The organism is Streptomyces sp. NPDC056987 (assembly GCF_042673865.1).
GTDB lineage: Bacteria > Actinomycetota > Actinomycetes > Streptomycetales > Streptomycetaceae > Streptomyces.
The window spans coordinates 17,173-31,911 of the sequence record NZ_JBHURV010000051.1 but is presented as its reverse complement, the minus strand read 5'-3'; the positions used below and the strand labels follow the sequence as shown (position 1 = coordinate 31,911).

At 68.2% G+C, this 14,739-nt stretch carries 9 protein-coding genes and 1 CRISPR repeat array; of the genes, 3 read left to right on the top strand and 6 right to left on the bottom strand.

Features of this window, described 5'->3' with window-relative positions; all coding sequences use genetic code 11:
* Positions 1-55: 55 nt before the first annotated feature.
* Complete coding sequence (gene casB, locus ACFTZC_RS37320; protein ID WP_382897965.1) at positions 56-682, bottom strand: type I-E CRISPR-associated protein Cse2/CasB; 627 nt, start codon at positions 680-682, stop codon at positions 56-58.
* On the opposite strand from casB, the gene ACFTZC_RS37315 reads away from it, so the two are divergent.
* A complete protein-coding gene (locus ACFTZC_RS37315) occupies positions 656-814 on the top strand; it encodes a hypothetical protein (protein WP_382897973.1) in 159 nt (52 codons plus the stop codon). The two genes, casB and ACFTZC_RS37315, sit on opposite strands and share 27 nt — an antisense overlap.
* 127 nt (positions 815-941) lie before the next feature.
* On the opposite strand, the gene casA is transcribed toward ACFTZC_RS37315, so the two are convergent.
* From casA to ACFTZC_RS37295, 4 genes are all read right to left on the bottom strand, one after another.
* Positions 942-2,555: a type I-E CRISPR-associated protein Cse1/CasA gene (casA, locus tag ACFTZC_RS37310; protein ID WP_382897903.1), complete on the bottom strand. Its 1,614-nt coding sequence runs from the start codon at positions 2,553-2,555 to the stop codon at positions 942-944.
* A 486-nt stretch (positions 2,556-3,041) separates the two neighbouring features.
* Positions 3,042-6,086: a CRISPR-associated endonuclease Cas3'' gene (locus ACFTZC_RS37305; protein ID WP_382897900.1), complete on the bottom strand. Its 3,045-nt coding sequence runs from the start codon at positions 6,084-6,086 to the stop codon at positions 3,042-3,044.
* Between the two features lie 84 nt (positions 6,087-6,170).
* Positions 6,171-8,706: a CRISPR direct-repeat array (repeat unit 29 nt; unit sequence GTGCTTCCCGCGCGAGCGGGGGTGAACCG).
* A gap of 352 nt (positions 8,707-9,058) precedes the next feature.
* The gene (locus ACFTZC_RS37300; RefSeq protein WP_382897898.1) at positions 9,059-9,412 is read right to left on the bottom strand and encodes a hypothetical protein; all 354 of its coding nucleotides are present in this window, start codon (positions 9,410-9,412) and stop codon (positions 9,059-9,061) included.
* The gene (locus ACFTZC_RS37295; RefSeq protein ID WP_382897895.1) at positions 9,409-9,903 is read right to left on the bottom strand and encodes a hypothetical protein; all 495 of its coding nucleotides are present in this window, start codon (positions 9,901-9,903) and stop codon (positions 9,409-9,411) included. The genes ACFTZC_RS37300 and ACFTZC_RS37295 overlap by 4 nt, the downstream gene beginning before the upstream one ends.
* A 719-nt stretch (positions 9,904-10,622) precedes the next feature.
* Here ACFTZC_RS37295 and ACFTZC_RS37290 point away from each other — a divergent pair.
* Together ACFTZC_RS37290 and ACFTZC_RS37285 are read left to right on the top strand one after the other, a co-directional pair.
* Positions 10,623-11,252, top strand: coding sequence for a hypothetical protein (locus tag ACFTZC_RS37290; protein ID WP_382897893.1), 630 nt, complete (start codon positions 10,623-10,625; stop codon positions 11,250-11,252).
* A gap of 831 nt (positions 11,253-12,083) precedes the next feature.
* Positions 12,084-12,518 carry a peptidase inhibitor family I36 protein gene (locus tag ACFTZC_RS37285; protein ID WP_382897890.1) on the top strand — a complete coding sequence of 145 codons (435 nt, stop codon included), beginning with the start codon at positions 12,084-12,086 and terminating at the stop codon, positions 12,516-12,518.
* Positions 12,519-14,202: 1,684 nt separating this feature from the next.
* Here the strand turns inward: ACFTZC_RS37285 and ACFTZC_RS37280 are convergent.
* A complete protein-coding gene (locus ACFTZC_RS37280; RefSeq protein ID WP_382897888.1) occupies positions 14,203-14,631 on the bottom strand; it encodes a hypothetical protein in 429 nt (142 codons plus the stop codon).
* Positions 14,632-14,739 lie beyond the last annotated feature (108 nt).

The window sequence follows — 14,739 nt, the reverse complement described above, 5'->3', positions numbered from 1 at the left end:
GTGTGCGTGATCTGGAGGACGGAGGCGGTTCGGCGTGCTGCTGGCGGGGCTGCCGCTACGAGGAGGGCGGCTCATGTTCTTGTGCTGCTCGGGCTTGTTTCGCCTGGTGTTTCGTGGCTGCGCGCTCGCGGTTGAGTGTGCGGTAGTAGTCACTCAGCCATTCGGTGGTCACGGAGTTCCGGTACCAGCGCCAGGCGGTCAGGTCCTTCAGCAGGCGCGCGTAGTCGACAGGGACCTCCGTGGAGCCGAGCTGTCGCAGCACGCTCGGGAGCATCCGGTGAATGCCGTCGATGTCCTGACGTGACATCAGGTGAAGTCGGGATTCGAGTCCACTGACCTTGAGGCTGTCCGTGTCCTCGGAGCCGTGCGTCGTGCTGGGCGGTTCCCGGCGGAGAGTGGCCAGCGCGAGACTCTCGCCGAGACTCGTCCCGCGCGGCCTGAAACCGACGGCCGTCTCCGGGGCGGTGCCTGGATCCTCCGCTCCCGCGCCCCCCGCGCCTGGCCCTGCGGTCGCGGGATCTTCCGGCGACGGCTCCCGGTCTGCGTCGCGTTCCGCACGCGGCCGAGCAGCGATCAGCGCCGCGACCGCGTAGTGCGCCCGCCGGGCGTCACCCTTCGCACCGTCCGGAACAAGCCCCTTGCCCAGAAGCACGGCGTGGGTACGGGCCGGAACCTCGTCCACCGGTTTGCCGAGCGCACGTCGCAGAGCCTGCTGAGCGCCGGGGACGCGGCATTCGCCCCGTACGGCCCGCACAAACGCATCATGAGCTTCCAGGCCGAGGTGCCGTTGGCCGGGCAGAGCGTCATCGGGTGAGGTGTTGCCGGGCGAAACGGGTCCGGTCGTTGCCGTGCTCATAGCGCTTCCTCTCTCCTTTTCCTGTCTCCTCGTCTCGCTGGATTCGCCGACCGGTACGAGACGGGGCCCGCAGGCCGGGTCACTCTCACCGTGGCGATGCCGGCTGACGCGTGGAGCCGGTACTGAGCAGGCTGGCCACCAGCCCGCGCGCGTTCTCCCGCGCCTTCGCCCCGCGAGGCGAGCCCGCCACCGGCAGAGTCACCTCGTCGTAGACGTCCAGCGCGACCCTGGCGAAGACGGTCAGGGCGTTGGAGAAGTCGCCTGCGTGGAACAGCTCCCAGAACCGCCCCTCCGCCGCAGGCCAGTACGCCGAACGCGCGGCGCCGGGCCACGGCCCGTTACCGCCCCGGTGCTCTTTGCCACCGGGCTTGTCTGCGCCGAACGGACTGGTGTACTCCCGCCACGCACCGCGCAGCGCCGCCTCCAGCCGCCAGGCCGCCTTCTCCGCGGATTGCTTGCCTTCCCGCACTCCGAGCGCGAGCGCGTTGTCGCCCGCTTTGTTCGATGTCTCCAGCAGGGCGAAAAGGGGCGGAGTGGAGGCGCTGAAATACGTACGGTCGCGGGTCTGCCCGTCCTGGTCGAAGCCGTACGCGAAGACACGCAGCGAATCGAAGGTATCGCCCGGGATCTGGCCACCGGTGAGTCCGTCGAGGACCGGCGGGCGACGTCCCCCGTCGCCCCGCTCCTTGAGGACCAGTGCGTCCAGATCGCGCCACAGCGAACGCTCGGCCTTTGCGTCACGCGGGTAGAGCTGTCCGTCCTTGGCCTCGTCCCAGATCAGATACGGGTCCCTGAAGGCCGGCCGGTTGCTGCGGAAGGCCCAGGTGACGGTCGCGTCCACCACCGTCTCCCCGTCGGGGCCCGGCTGGAGGAGGACGGCGTGCTGATACCGCTCGGTAAGCGCCGACAGGGGCCCCACGGGCCCGTGGGGCAAAGCTAGCGGGTCCGGCAGTTCGTCCCGTTCCCACGGGCACGCATCTCCTACCGGCCCCTTCGTCTGCGGCCAGGCTCCAGGAGCCGGGATGCCGAGAAGGAGCGTCTCGTATAACGAACGCCCCACCGGGTGGTACGACATGGCACGCCGTAACGGCCCGGCCGTGGTGTTGCCGTACCGCCTGTCAGCCACCGTGCGGGGCGTGCACTGGCCCGAGGGACCGTAGTACAGCTGCGTGATGAGGTGCAGAGCGGCTTCGGCGGAGGAGAGAGGAACCTGCTCCGTATCGTTGAAGTGGCCGAAGAAGATCTGGTTGTTGCCGGCGGGCCGCGCCATGACCAGTTTGTTCACGCCCGAACGGGACAATGATTCGGTGGCGAGGCGTGGATCCTGGAGGAACGGTCGGTGCGGATCGTGCAGCCGCAGCCGGTCACCATACTTTTCCAGGTACGCAGACACTCTCTCGGGGTCGAACCCCTGGTCCGCGCGCTGCAGCAACGCGTACCGCTGATCAAGCCAGTCGCTGGCGTTTCCGCTGTCGTCGATGGCCTCATGAAGATCGGTGACCCGCGCGGCCATCGCGCAGAGCAGGCGCAGCAGACCGGAGGCGGCAGGAGGCAACGCCACTGCCAGACCCTCCAGCTGATGTGCATTGAGGAGGAGTTCACGCAGGCCAACGAGCGGCGCGTCGCCGTCCAGGGTCCTCACAGGAATCCAGGGGCGTGTGACGAGGCAGAAGCAGTCCTCGGGCTGAGGTACGGGCATGGCCGGTGGCACACCTCATGGGGTCGCGTGGTTCTAGGGATAACGGGCACACCAAAGCGGAAGATCCATTGGGTGTCACCGCAATTCGGCACGATCTTGGATGTTCAGCGTAGAGCGATGATGAGTGCACTGTCAGTGGAATTCGGTAGCTGTGTCATCTCGGTGGAGGCCCCGCCGATCCCATGGGCGGGAGCCGTCAGGCTCTTCCCCGCCTGTGGAGCCCGTTGTCTGGTCCCGGGGGCCCGATGCCCTTAGCGTTGAAGCCGTCGCTCCGCGTGGGCGGAGGTGAACCGGCTCTCACTGGCCCAACTGATGTGTAGAGGTCCCAATTTCCCGCGCGAGCGGGGTAGGCGGCGGCGCCCACAACGGACCTGACTGGCTGTCAGGCAACAGTAGGCGCCGCGCCGCTGGGCTGACGACCCGTCACGGAGAACATACTGGGGACCGACACGTGATCACAACCAGTTCAAAGGCTCTTACTGTAAGTCAGGTTCTCTTCTTGATCAGCCCCAAGGTGTAGTCAAGGGCCAGCGACCACTCGCCCAGTTCTTGTCCCGTCACCTCGGCGGTGCCTTCTCCCTCGTCGGCTTCAGCGCAGTGAGGCAGGAGCACAATCCGGGCCAGGCGCGGTTCCTCGATCCATGCCTCGGGGACGTCGTTGGCCGACGTGCATGCCTTCCGCCAGGGGCCGTACGCGCACGGGACCACGTATCCCAGCAGGGCTCGTACCTCGGCACGGGTGAAACGGCCGTCGTGGCGCTTGCCATGTTCCGGCAGCTGAATGGTGCATTGCGAGTCGAGCCACCGAGTGCCGTCTGCCCGCAGGAACACCGGCAGCAGCTGCACGGTCTCCGCACCCAACCGGGTCGCGATCAGGTCCTCGTCCGCCTCGCTGGTCGTCAGATCGTACAGTGCGGTCACTTGGGTGGGTTTGGGCAGCATGACCGTGGAGGCGAGCCCTTCGGACGCCATGTCCTCACCCATGCGCTCGATGTCGCGCTCGAACAGCTTCTCCGGGTCGGCCGAGTCGAACTCCTCGGAGTAGACCTCGTCCACCAGGCTCTGCACTCCGGCCGGGATCTCGACCGGAGCACCGTGGTGGCGTTCCAGAAGCTCCAGGGTGCGCTGGAGCAGGGAGGGCGAGTACACATCACCCCATGCGGCCGGAGTGGACAGCCGCCCGTCGTCACCGACCGGGGCCAGCACCGTGAGCCGGGGGCCCGTACACCATGCGGGCCGTACGGGTGCAGGGTCGGCGTGGCGCCAGACACGGCCGGAGCGTTGCAACACCAGGGCCATCGGGGCGAGGTCGGAGACGATCAGGTCGAAGTCGAAGTCCAGCGACTGCTCGATTACCTGCGTCGATACGAGCACTGCCCCGCGCGGCCGTTCCACACCCTTCTTCCCGACCCGCCCGAACCAGCTCTCGGCCTCGGCGGTGATCGCGGCGCGGCGCCACGCCGGAAACCGTGCATGCAACAGTCGCAGCCGCACCGGGTCCGGCCCGTCTCCCCCGCCATGCTCCCCGCCGGCTGGTGCCCGATCGTCCCAGGCAGTCCAGGCGGGCCCGTACAACGAACTGAAGTATTCACGTAACGCCTCATGCGTCAGCTGCGCCTCGGCGACGGTCGTACAGATCACCGCCGCGCATCCTCCCGCTTCGGTGACTCCGCGCAATTCCGTGATCAGCGTGGTGAGTCGGCCGTCCGCGGCTGCCGGATCGTAGGTGTGGGTGACCGGCCGGACTGCCAGGTCCAGACTCCGCGAGCGCACACTGCCGACGGGCTCGGCGGGTACGGTCACCTGCTTGGCATCCGCGTACAGCCAGCCCGGATAGACGGGCGCCGGCAGCGCGTAGGCCCCGCCCTTTCGCCCGGCACCCTCCAGATATGCCTCTACCAGCCCGGAAGCCGTCTGCCCGGTAAGAGTGGCGGAGAGCAGCACCACGGGCACCCGCATCGCCCCGAGCCACGTCAGCAGGCGCAGAAGCAGCGCGTGGGTGAAGGCGTCGTAGGAGTGGGCCTCATCGATGATCACGGTCTTACCGGACAGCCCCATCTGCCGCAGGGCGTTGCGCTTCAGCGGCAGGACACCGAGCAGGGCCTGGTCGATCGTGCCGACGCTGATCGGCGCGAGCAATCCACGTCCGCGCGAGCGCAGCCAGCGGCTCGCGGTGACGGAGACCCCGCCCGGATTTCGGCCTTGGTGGTCGGACAGGACGTGTGGCTCGGCCCGGTCGGCGTCCGGCTCCGCGCTTCCAGTCCTACCCGCACCTGAGGGTTCCGGGTATCCCTCGTACAGTTCGGCGGCTCCGTGCAGCAGCGTCAACTGGGCCGAGTCCGCAAGGTTGTGTGTGGCGAAGCGCACGACCCGTTCGTACATCTGGTTCGCGGTGGCCTGCGTGGGAAGGGCGAAGAACAGGCCGCTGCTTCCGTACTTCGCGGCCATCACCATCGCCGCGTACAGCGCTGCCTCGGTCTTGCCCTCGCCCGGGGGAGCCGTCACCAGCAGCACACCGGGACCGTGGTCCGCGTTCACGGCGAGGGGGAGGCGGGACTGAAGGCTTGCCTGCAGCGGATAAGGAGTCTTGATCTCGGGGAACAACCCCTCGAAGGACCGTTCGTGGAAGACAGCGCGGCCGAGCCCGCCCTCGGAGAGCAAGCCCGGGGCCATCGCGCCGGCGCGTTGCGCGTGGGCCCGCTGGGACATTGACGTCCCGAGGCTCCCCGAATCGCCCTCCAGGGCCTGCTGTTGAGCGGTAATGGCATGTTCCTGGCTGGCGAGCCAGTCCGCAACGATCACCAGCCCCGCGACGACCACTGCCAGGGCAACGGGCATCCCACGCCCCGAGCCAAGAGCCCCGGAGCCGTTGACCGGTCCGGCAGGGCACCCCAACACCTCACGGAGCGCCTCCATGTGCGTCTTCCTCTGCTCGGCCCAGCCACCTGAACCGAGTTCGTGGCAGGCGAGCAGCGGATTCGCCAGATCCTTTTCCTCTACGCCCCGCGGATACCGCCCGTGATGCCCGCCCAGCACCTGGCCGATCTGCGAGACCAACAGCCCAGCGACCCGACCGGAGGCCGGATAGCCTGCCCCGGCCAGCAGCTGGGGCAGCGCTTGATTGGTGGCCAGCTCATGACGCAGGCCCTTTGTCTTGCCGTCACGATTTCGGTCGTGGGAGTACGTTTCCTCGGCAAGGAAAGCCCTGTGTTCCGGACGCTCTCGGATCAGCATGTCCTGGAACTGCGGGGTGATCTTTCCAAGGTCATGCAGGCCGGCCCAGAACATGATGATGCGCTTGGCAGCCCCTACCTCGACCCCGATCGCGGAGGCGATCGCGGCTAGCTGGAATGGGGTCAGCACTGTTTCCCATAGAGAACCGGCAATCATCGCTGTATCCAGCAGGTGCCCCATCAAGGGGTAAGGGTGATCAAGTCCCTGGGACTTACCAAGGATTCGTGCGTCGACCATGAACATCCCCCTGTTCGCGGTGCGGTGTTGGCCTGCTGCTTCCAGCCGGTACTTCAGCACGGGGGTCTGACATCATGAGTGTCGATGAGTAGAGACAAGAGTCAAGAAACGGCAAAGCGTCTCTTAAGTCGCAGGTCAGGAAGAGTGCTTCCCGCGCGAGCGGGGGTGAACCGCTCGGGAGATCGCCGTACAGGCGTCTTCCCGGGTGCTTCCCGCGCGAGCGGGGGTGAACCGCCGCAGTCGGTGCACTGGTCGTGCATGCAGTGGTGCTTCCCGCGCGAGCGGGGGTGAACCGTACTAGGACGCGAGAATGTCAAGGGCTAGCCTGTGCTTCCCGCGCGAGCGGGGGTGAACCGCCCGGAGGACCGCACGCCGATCCCCGGCACGAGTGCTTCCCGCGCGAGCGGGGGTGAACCGGCCGAGTTCGGGATCATCGGCTACGAGCGGGCGTGCTTCCCGCGCGAGCGGGGGTGAACCGGCGGTCGGGACGGGTGCCAGCAGCCACCGGTGGTGCTTCCCGCGCGAGCGGGGGTGAACCGGGGCAGCGCTTCGGCCTGGTGTCGGTCCTGCAGTGCTTCCCGCGCGAGCGGGGGTGAACCGGTGTCCTCAAAGGCCCGCTCGTACCCGACGATGTGCTTCCCGCGCGAGCGGGGGTGAACCGCGCGGCATGGCCGGCCGATCCGATCTGCTCGAGTGCTTCCCGCGCGAGCGGGGGTGAACCGGCCCTAGCGTTCGCGATCCACCGACGGTGCGGGTGCTTCCCGCGCGAGCGGGGGTGAACCGCCCTGCCTGCGGAGCCAGGCGGTGATGTCGGCGTGCTTCCCGCGCGAGCGGGGGTGAACCGGAACGGCTCCAGCGGCTCATCGAGCTGTCTTCGTGCTTCCCGCGCGAGCGGGGGTGAACCGGCGGCGGCGGCTGCGGTCCGCCGCTGGCAGGGGTGCTTCCCGCGCGAGCGGGGGTGAACCGACCCGCCCGGCCGAGGACGGCCACCGCCACCGGTGCTTCCCGCGCGAGCGGGGGTGAACCGTGGCTCGCAACGTCCGCGTATCCCGCCCCGCTGTGCTTCCCGCGCGAGCGGGGGTGAACCGACGCTCCGAACGGGGAGTTCCCGAGTGGAACGGTGCTTCCCGCGCGAGCGGGGGTGAACCGGCGCCGGAGATCGCGGCCCGTACCTACTACAGGTGCTTCCCGCGCGAGCGGGGGTGAACCGGCCCGCAGGGGCCGACACCGCACCCGTGGGCGGTGCTTCCCGCGCGAGCGGGGGTGAACCGGTGGCGAGGATGAGCGGGTCGACCTGCCCGAGGTGCTTCCCGCGCGAGCGGGGGTGAACCGACTCCTTCCACACGAACACGCACCCTTGTCGGGTGCTTCCCGCGCGAGCGGGGGTGAACCGCTCCTGATGGTCCGCACCGGCCGCCGCCAGGTGTGCTTCCCGCGCGAGCGGGGGTGAACCGCAGGACGGTCCCCAGCTTGTTTGCGGCAAGTGGTGCTTCCCGCGCGAGCGGGGGTGAACCGAAACTTGCCAGAACCCCGGTGCGTAGACGTCTGTGCTTCCCGCGCGAGCGGGGGTGAACCGGCTTGCCCGGAGCACGGATGGCGGGCTTGCCCGTGCTTCCCGCGCGAGCGGGGGTGAACCGGTCGGTAACGACTTCAACTCGATCCGCCGGAAGTGCTTCCCGCGCGAGCGGGGGTGAACCGGCCGAGTTCGGGATCATCGGCTACGAGCGGGCGGTGCTTCCCGCGCGAGCGGGGGTGAACCGGCGGCGGCTGCCGGGGTCGCGGCGGCGAGGGTGGTGCTTCCCGCGCGAGCGGGGGTGAACCGGTTCCGACCGGGCACCGGTGACGACCAGTCACGGTGCTTCCCGCGCGAGCGGGGGTGAACCATCTCCATGGCATCGAGTCAAAGCCCATCGGCCGGTGCTTCCCGCGCGAGCGGGGGTGAACCGCGCATGGCTGGCGGCTGGACGGTAGGCATCGCGGTGCTTCCCGCGCGAGCGGGGGTGAACCCCTGGCAGGAAAACCACACCGACTAGCCGCGCAGGTGCTTCCCGCGCGAGCGGGGGTGAACCGGCGCAGCAGATCGACGAGGAAGCCCAGGACACGTGCTTCCCGCGCGAGCGGGGGTGAACCGTGCCGGCCCCGGAGCCGGAGGCCACGCCCGAGGTGCTTCCCGCGCGAGCGGGGGTGAACCGGTGCTGAACGCGCTCTTCGGCGGCGTGTCGAAGTGCTTCCCGCGCGAGCGGGGGTGAACCGGTGCACGGGTTCTCCTGGGCGATAGCTGGGCTGTGCTTCCCGCGCGAGCGGGGGTGAACCGGGGCGAAAAACCGCACTGTAGGGAGCGGAAAAGTGCTTCCCGCGCGAGCGGGGGTGAACCGTCGGTTCGGTCCTCGTTCGGCCGGCGGGTGTCGTGCTTCCCGCGCGAGCGGGGGTGAACCGGGCCCATGGCACCCAACATGTTGATCTGCCACGTGCTTCCCGCGCGAGCGGGGGTGAACCGTCCCCAAGGGCTCCAAGGTCGCCACTATCCAGGTGCTTCCCGCGCGAGCGGGGGTGAACCGAACACGTCCAAGGCGATCAACCCGGACGAGGCGTGCTTCCCGCGCGAGCGGGGGTGAACCGGAACTGCCAGGTCAGGGGTGTCTGTTCACTGCGTCTTCTCCGCGCGAGCGGAGGTGAGCCGAGTCCGAGGTACTGGAGCCGGGCGATGGCGATGTCGGCGAGACTCAGCAGGCGGGACTGTACGACGACGATGTCACCCGGCTTCTGCGCTTCTCTGAACCTTGAGTGGCACCCCGCGGCGCGCGGCGGTCCGGACGTGCGGTAGGCCGGCGCGACCAGGCCATGGCAGCATGGAGGTCATCCGTCCTCCAGTAAGCGCGGAAGGATCAGGCGAGAGACTCTTCGGTCGGGACTTTCTTGAGTCCCGGCTGCTTGCCGGCCGACGACCACCGGACTGCGGGCTGGGGTTGGACAGCTGAAAACCCCGTCCGGAGTGTCCGGACGGGGTTGCCTATGCCTGCCATGGGCCCCTCCTATTCTGTTTTCTTCGGATGTCCGATGTGGACTTCGCGCAGCCACACTGTCTGCCTGTCCGAGTCCAGCAGATACCACAGTCGGCCGCCGCCAGTGACTTCGATCTGCCACTGGGGATAGGCGCGCCCGTTGCGAACTGCCGTACTCAGGGGGCCTTTCAGCCGGTCGTGGCGTTTCGTGCACGGGTTGGGTGAGGGGTTCGTGCGCATGAGTTTCCAGGCGGCCAGAGCGTTTCCTGATGCCTGCTTGCAGAGTTGCTTCCAGCCCTCCGCCGCCCTGAGGGTGGAGAACCGGACGTCGTACTCGCCCGGTCCCGGGGGTGGTGGGACCGGGTCGGTTTTGCCGTAGCTCACTCGCTGTCCACCAGGGGTAAGGGTGTGGGGCCGTAGTCGTCTCCGAGGTCTTCGGCGGTGAGCCGGGCCAGGAGGTCGGGGTCGGAGTACACCTCGGCGGTGTGCCGCCACTGGGTGACGAGCCGGGCGATGGGCGCAACCAGCCCGAGTTCCGTGCTGGAGCGGGCGGTCTCGATGAGCTCGACGAGGAACTCCTGCACGCACTTCTGCGGCAGGAACCGCACCCAGGGGAACGCATCGGGAAATACCCGGGTGAGGAGTTCCACGGCCATCGGGTCGGTCTTCATGAGGGCGACGAACATGCGTGTGGTTGTGTCGACGACCTGTACGACTTCTTCGGCGCGGGCTGCGGTGGTGAGGTAGAGGTCTTCTTCGGATCCCCTTCGGTGGAGGCAGATGCCCTTTCGCGGGTTGTCCTGCATGCGGTGAACGGTGTCGGTCGGCGAGTTGATCAGGTCGGAGAAGTTGGCTTCTGCGGGTGCAGTCGTCATGAGTTTGAAGGTAGTGCGAAACTCACCGGGCCGCTACGCAGAGAAATGGCCCGGTCACGGAAAAGAGCCGGATGGTGGGTACACGCCACACGCCAGTCCCGCTGCAATCAAGCCGCACCCCGAGAAGCTGCCCCCTGAGAGGGGCGCCCGGGAAGCGGCCCCCCATCAGCACGAAACCCCCCAGCAACCCGACCGCGCGCGCCTGCGCCCCCGCCCATCCCGGCCACCGCCCCGCCCAGGGCGCCACCGCCGCAAATCATCGCGCCGCCCCCGCACGCCTCCCAGCACCCGGCCCACCCGAACGGCCCAACACGCCACGCCCCGACTACAACAGCCGGGTGAGGCATGCCGCACAATCCCTCCCCATGGCTTGGGCGACCTCCAACATCAGTCCCGCACGCGCCGTCCCCGACAGGTGACTGGCCGGTCGGGAATTCGTCCGCTTCCTCGCGGATCCCGCTGCCCAAGACAGCGACCGGCGAGAGCACTGCCGACGCCGGCGGTTCGCGCGTCGACGTGGCCTTTCTGCCGGGGCCGGGACATCGCGCGGAGCAAGTGAAACGGCATGCCGACCTACATCGTGCTTCACAAGAGGTGCCGGCTCACCCATGCCCGGATCAGGTGCGGGTCACCCAAATGGTGGTCGCCTCCATCGTTTCCGCCCCGTCGCCTCCCTCCTCGCGGATGATGAAGATGCATCTGCATCCCAGGGGGAGACCTTGCGTACCCGCACCACCACGGCCGCCCTGATCGGCGCTGTGCTGCTCGCCGGGATCGTCGGCTGCGCCCCCGAGGGCGCCGACACCGACTCCGAGTCGGCCACCTACGCACCCGCGTACAAGATCCTCAAGCGGGATGGCAGCGGCAACAGCCCGACCAACGAGATCGAGGTCGACGGCACCGAGAAGCTGCGTGCGGTCATCGACGACGCCCTGTCCGAGGCCACCGATGACGCCGCGTACTTCGTCACGATCAACTGCTCCGGCGGCGGCACCGTCGCCGTGGACAACCGCCTCGCCGACGGCGACAGGGAGTTCGATGTGCCGGACGGCCGGAGCTGCCCGAGCAAGGCTCCGTCGCCGACGGCGAGCAGTGCGTTCCTCCGCCCCACTCCGGAGCAGGAGAAGGATCTCGTCGCCGAACTGACGGCCATCGATCCGGCTCTCACGGTCGAAGAGGGCCGCGCGATCAGTCGCTCGGTGTCCGTTTGTGACGACATCCGCAAGGGCGAGGACAAGGGGCTTGTGATCAAGAACGCCGCCTACCGGTACCGCGGCGGTACCTCGGTCGACGGGGTCGAGGCGTGGAAGATCGTGGCCGTTATCGTGGACACGTACTGCACCTCTTGACCCCCTCCTTGGGTCGGCCGGCACCGAGGTTCAGGGCGGCGCCCTTCGTACGGTGCGATGTGGGCCGGGCACGCACCTACGTCGGCAGCGGGAAGATCATTAAGTCGCGACCCGCGCAGGATCGAGGTGTGCTGCGCCCCACGCCACCCCGACATGCTGTACGCACCGCAACCGGTGCTCGTGCACGTGGTGATCGGGGTTGCCGTGACGCCCATGTTGCGGACCTTCTCGCCGTAGGGCCGTGGTGCAAACTCTCCGCAGCTCATCGACGTACTCATGGGCTGACGCGGGCTGGGCTCTCGCACGTCAGCTCAGTCCGGCGAGCCGGCTGCCATGGCATCCGGCTCGGCTGAACGCCTCGGCCCACGACTCCGCAGTCGCCGCGTCCGACCGCCGCGGTTCCCTGCGCGGGCGCGCCACTCCGGCGCCGCGCCATCCGGACGGCACGGCGGTGCTGCGAGGCCCGCCGCCCTTCCGCGCTGCCTCCGGTGCCTCGCTCTGCTGCCGTCCCGCGCCGTGCTGCTGTCTCGTCCGCTCCCTGCTGCGGATCCTGGTGCCCGGCACGGTGGTTGTGGTGCCTGAGCCCGGCCGGGTGTCGCTGCTTAACCCGTCCGGATGAATCTCGGCGGTCGGCCGCATGCAGAACCGATCCGCCTGGATACCCCCTTCGCGTGCCCTGCCCCGCACCTGGGGTCCGTCGGCGTGGCGGTGCGCTGCTCACAGCCTCCTCACCAGACTCGCCGACAACTACCCGGACCGGCACGTCTCTTACCTCCTTGACGCACCGCGTCATTGCTGTGCCGCGTGAAGAACTACCGAAGGGAACAGCCCATGCGCCTTCTGCGCGCCCGTACGATGCTGGCGTTCGCCGGCACGACCGTGGCCCTGGCCGCGGTACTCGCCGGCACCTCACCCGCCCAGGCCATCCCGGATCGCGCCGGCACGGGTGTCGCACAGGCCCGGGACAAGATTGCGTGTCCCCAGGGGTTCGTGTGCATCTATCCCGACATCAATTTCGTCGGGCAGCCCTACGTCAAGCGCGCCGTCGACGGTAGCGTCCGGCACCTGCCGGACTACATCAGAAACGCGGGAAGCTCAGTGATCAACAACAGCGGCCGGACCGCACGGGTCTACCAGAAGGACAACTACTTCGGCCGGCACGTGTGCGTGGGGGCCAACGGAGGCTCTCTCCACGACCTGCGCTCCTACCAGCTCAACGACGTTACGCACTCGCTGAAGAACAACACCACACTCTGCGGCGCGTAGCACGCCGACGAGTACCGGGCAAACCTGTCCGTCGGCAGGAAGCGGCCCCTACAGCTGCACCGCGGCCTTCGCGCCACCGCGTCCCTGCCCCGAGTACGGGTAGGGGCGGGTGGTATACGCGGGATGTCCCGTCCGGTGTGGTGGCAGCCGGACGGGACATCCGTAGTGTGCAGCCGTGGGAGTCGCGGTGGAGTCGTGCTGCTTGGTTGCTGCGCGGGGGAGCGGTCGGGCTTGTTCGGTGCTCTCCCGCCTGTTGTGGCTTCGGTGGCCGGGAGTTCAGAGGGTGGTGTTGAAGCTGCCCTTGAACTCGGCGACGTAGCCGGACAGGGCCGCGGTGGACATCAGCTGGGGGTCGCTGATGTGGCTGCCGGTGTCGAAGACGGCCTTGCCCTGGCCGTTGGTCCGGGCGGAGCCGAGTTCCTGGCCGCCGCCGGCGACGTAGAAGTGGATCAGCCGGTTGGCAGGCCCTGGCCGTCCTCGTCGACGAGGATGGCTTCGACCTTGGCCTTCGCCTTGCCCTGGAGCGCGCTGCCCTTGAAGGTATTCGCTTCGAGGAACGTGCCCTTCTTGATCTTCGGAGCCTCGGGGCCGACCGGCTTCTGCGGCGGCTAGTAGGGCTGGGGGTTGGTAGCAGCCCGGGCGGAGGCTGGGGCGGGTAGTACCCGGGCTGTAGCGGCGGGTCGTAGCCGGCCGGCGGCTGCGACATGGAAGCGTTCCTCATAGATCATGCCTGCCTGGCCGCTCTCCTCCACCAGCGGGACAGAGAGATATGCGACGGACTCAACGAACTGCTCGCCTCACTGCCGGGCAGCGCCCACGGAACAACAGAGCAGTCCACTGAAAGCGCGAAGTGATCTTGGCCGGATCGGCCCCGAACTGCTCCCCCCCCGCCCGCTCGAAGCGCGGACCACACTGACTGTCCGCCACGCACGCGTTATGAGATCCCCTTTTTCGCGCCGAAGAGTTGTGCACGCAACATGCCCGGCGGTCTGCTGGTCCAGGCCCTGCCACGAGGGTGATTCCCCGCGGGCTGAGCACGGCCCCGTGCACGCCTGGCAACCCCTCGGTGCGAGGTCGCCGTAGTCCGCGGGCAGGAGGCGGCGTGGGCCCGGCAGATGGAACACGAAGCAAAGGTAAGACGCGCGGCCGAGTAGAAGGCAGCCGAACGTGCGGCCTGCCTGTGCCACCATTGCGGGCTGTGGCGTGAAGTTCACCGAGGAACGGTGGAGGGCAGCCCAAGGGACGGACTGGGTTTCTGGAAGGGTACCCACTCGTACCTCTGCGAGGGCTGCAGGTGCCGATGCGTGACCGCCGCCCGGCAGGCAGGACCACGTGTACGAGGTACCCGAGCAGAACCCTGGCGGCTGGCTCTGGCGTCGGTGTACCGGACCTGCGTCGCCGCCTGATCGGTCAACCGACACAATCGTCTAACCTGTCATGTTCTCTGTGAGGGCAAGCTGCTGTTCCCATGGCGAAGAAGATCATTTCCCTCTGAAGCGGCTCAGCCGACATACGGGGCCATCGAACGCACGGATTGGTTTGCCGGGTGTCGCCGGCTCCGTGAACGCAAGGGCCACTCACTACGCGGCGCTGCCCATGAACTCGCTCGTGGGCAGCACTGCATGCAGGTATTGGGCACTGGCCCAGAGGGCTCACCGGCTCGGATTCATACGGTTTGACGCGGCTACGAAGTCCTGGAGGCAATATTGTCGACGTCAGGGCGCGCACGAAGAGCGTGTTCATCGGCGACGTGGGCGCTGGCCTGCGGGTCCCTGGTCGGTGAGGTCTGCTCGCTGATTCCGGCGGCCCCGAACCGGAGGAAGTTCATGGAGTCGGTGGCCACATTGCCCCTGACCAGGATTGAGTTGTGCAGCTCTGAACCGCAGATGGGGCCGTCCGGGAGGTACGGGTTGGCCATGAGGTTCACAGCTCCGTCCAGCTCGACGCTGTCGGAGTCCACCTGCCCGTCGTCGGGGTTGACCGCGTAGGTGAGGACGGTGTCCGGGGTGACGAGAGGCTTCGTCTGCTCATTGAGGTCCGTGAGGAATTGGCTCTGCGTGCCGATGATGGTGTTGCGCCACATGTCCTTGCAGGCGTCCCAGGTCCCGGTCATCGGGTAGCTGTGAGGCCGGAGGGCTCGGCCGCAGACGCACCGCGCATGGCTCCGCCCGCGCCACAACGCTCGACCCTGATTTCGCTCGGGAGGTTCTTGGTTCCGACC

Bases quoted from the DNA above. Each gene is read 5' to 3' on its own strand.
- casA (WP_382897903.1), bottom strand. From the start codon at position 2,555: ATGCCCGTACCTCAGCCCGAGGACTGCTTCTGCCTCGTCACACGCCCC.
- ACFTZC_RS37295 (WP_382897895.1), bottom strand. From the start codon at position 9,903: ATGACGACTGCACCCGCAGAAGCCAACTTCTCCGACCTGATCAACTCG.
- ACFTZC_RS37285 (WP_382897890.1), top strand. From the start codon at position 12,084: ATGCGCCTTCTGCGCGCCCGTACGATGCTGGCGTTCGCCGGCACGACC.
- ACFTZC_RS37280 (WP_382897888.1), bottom strand. From the start codon at position 14,631: ATGACCGGGACCTGGGACGCCTGCAAGGACATGTGGCGCAACACCATC.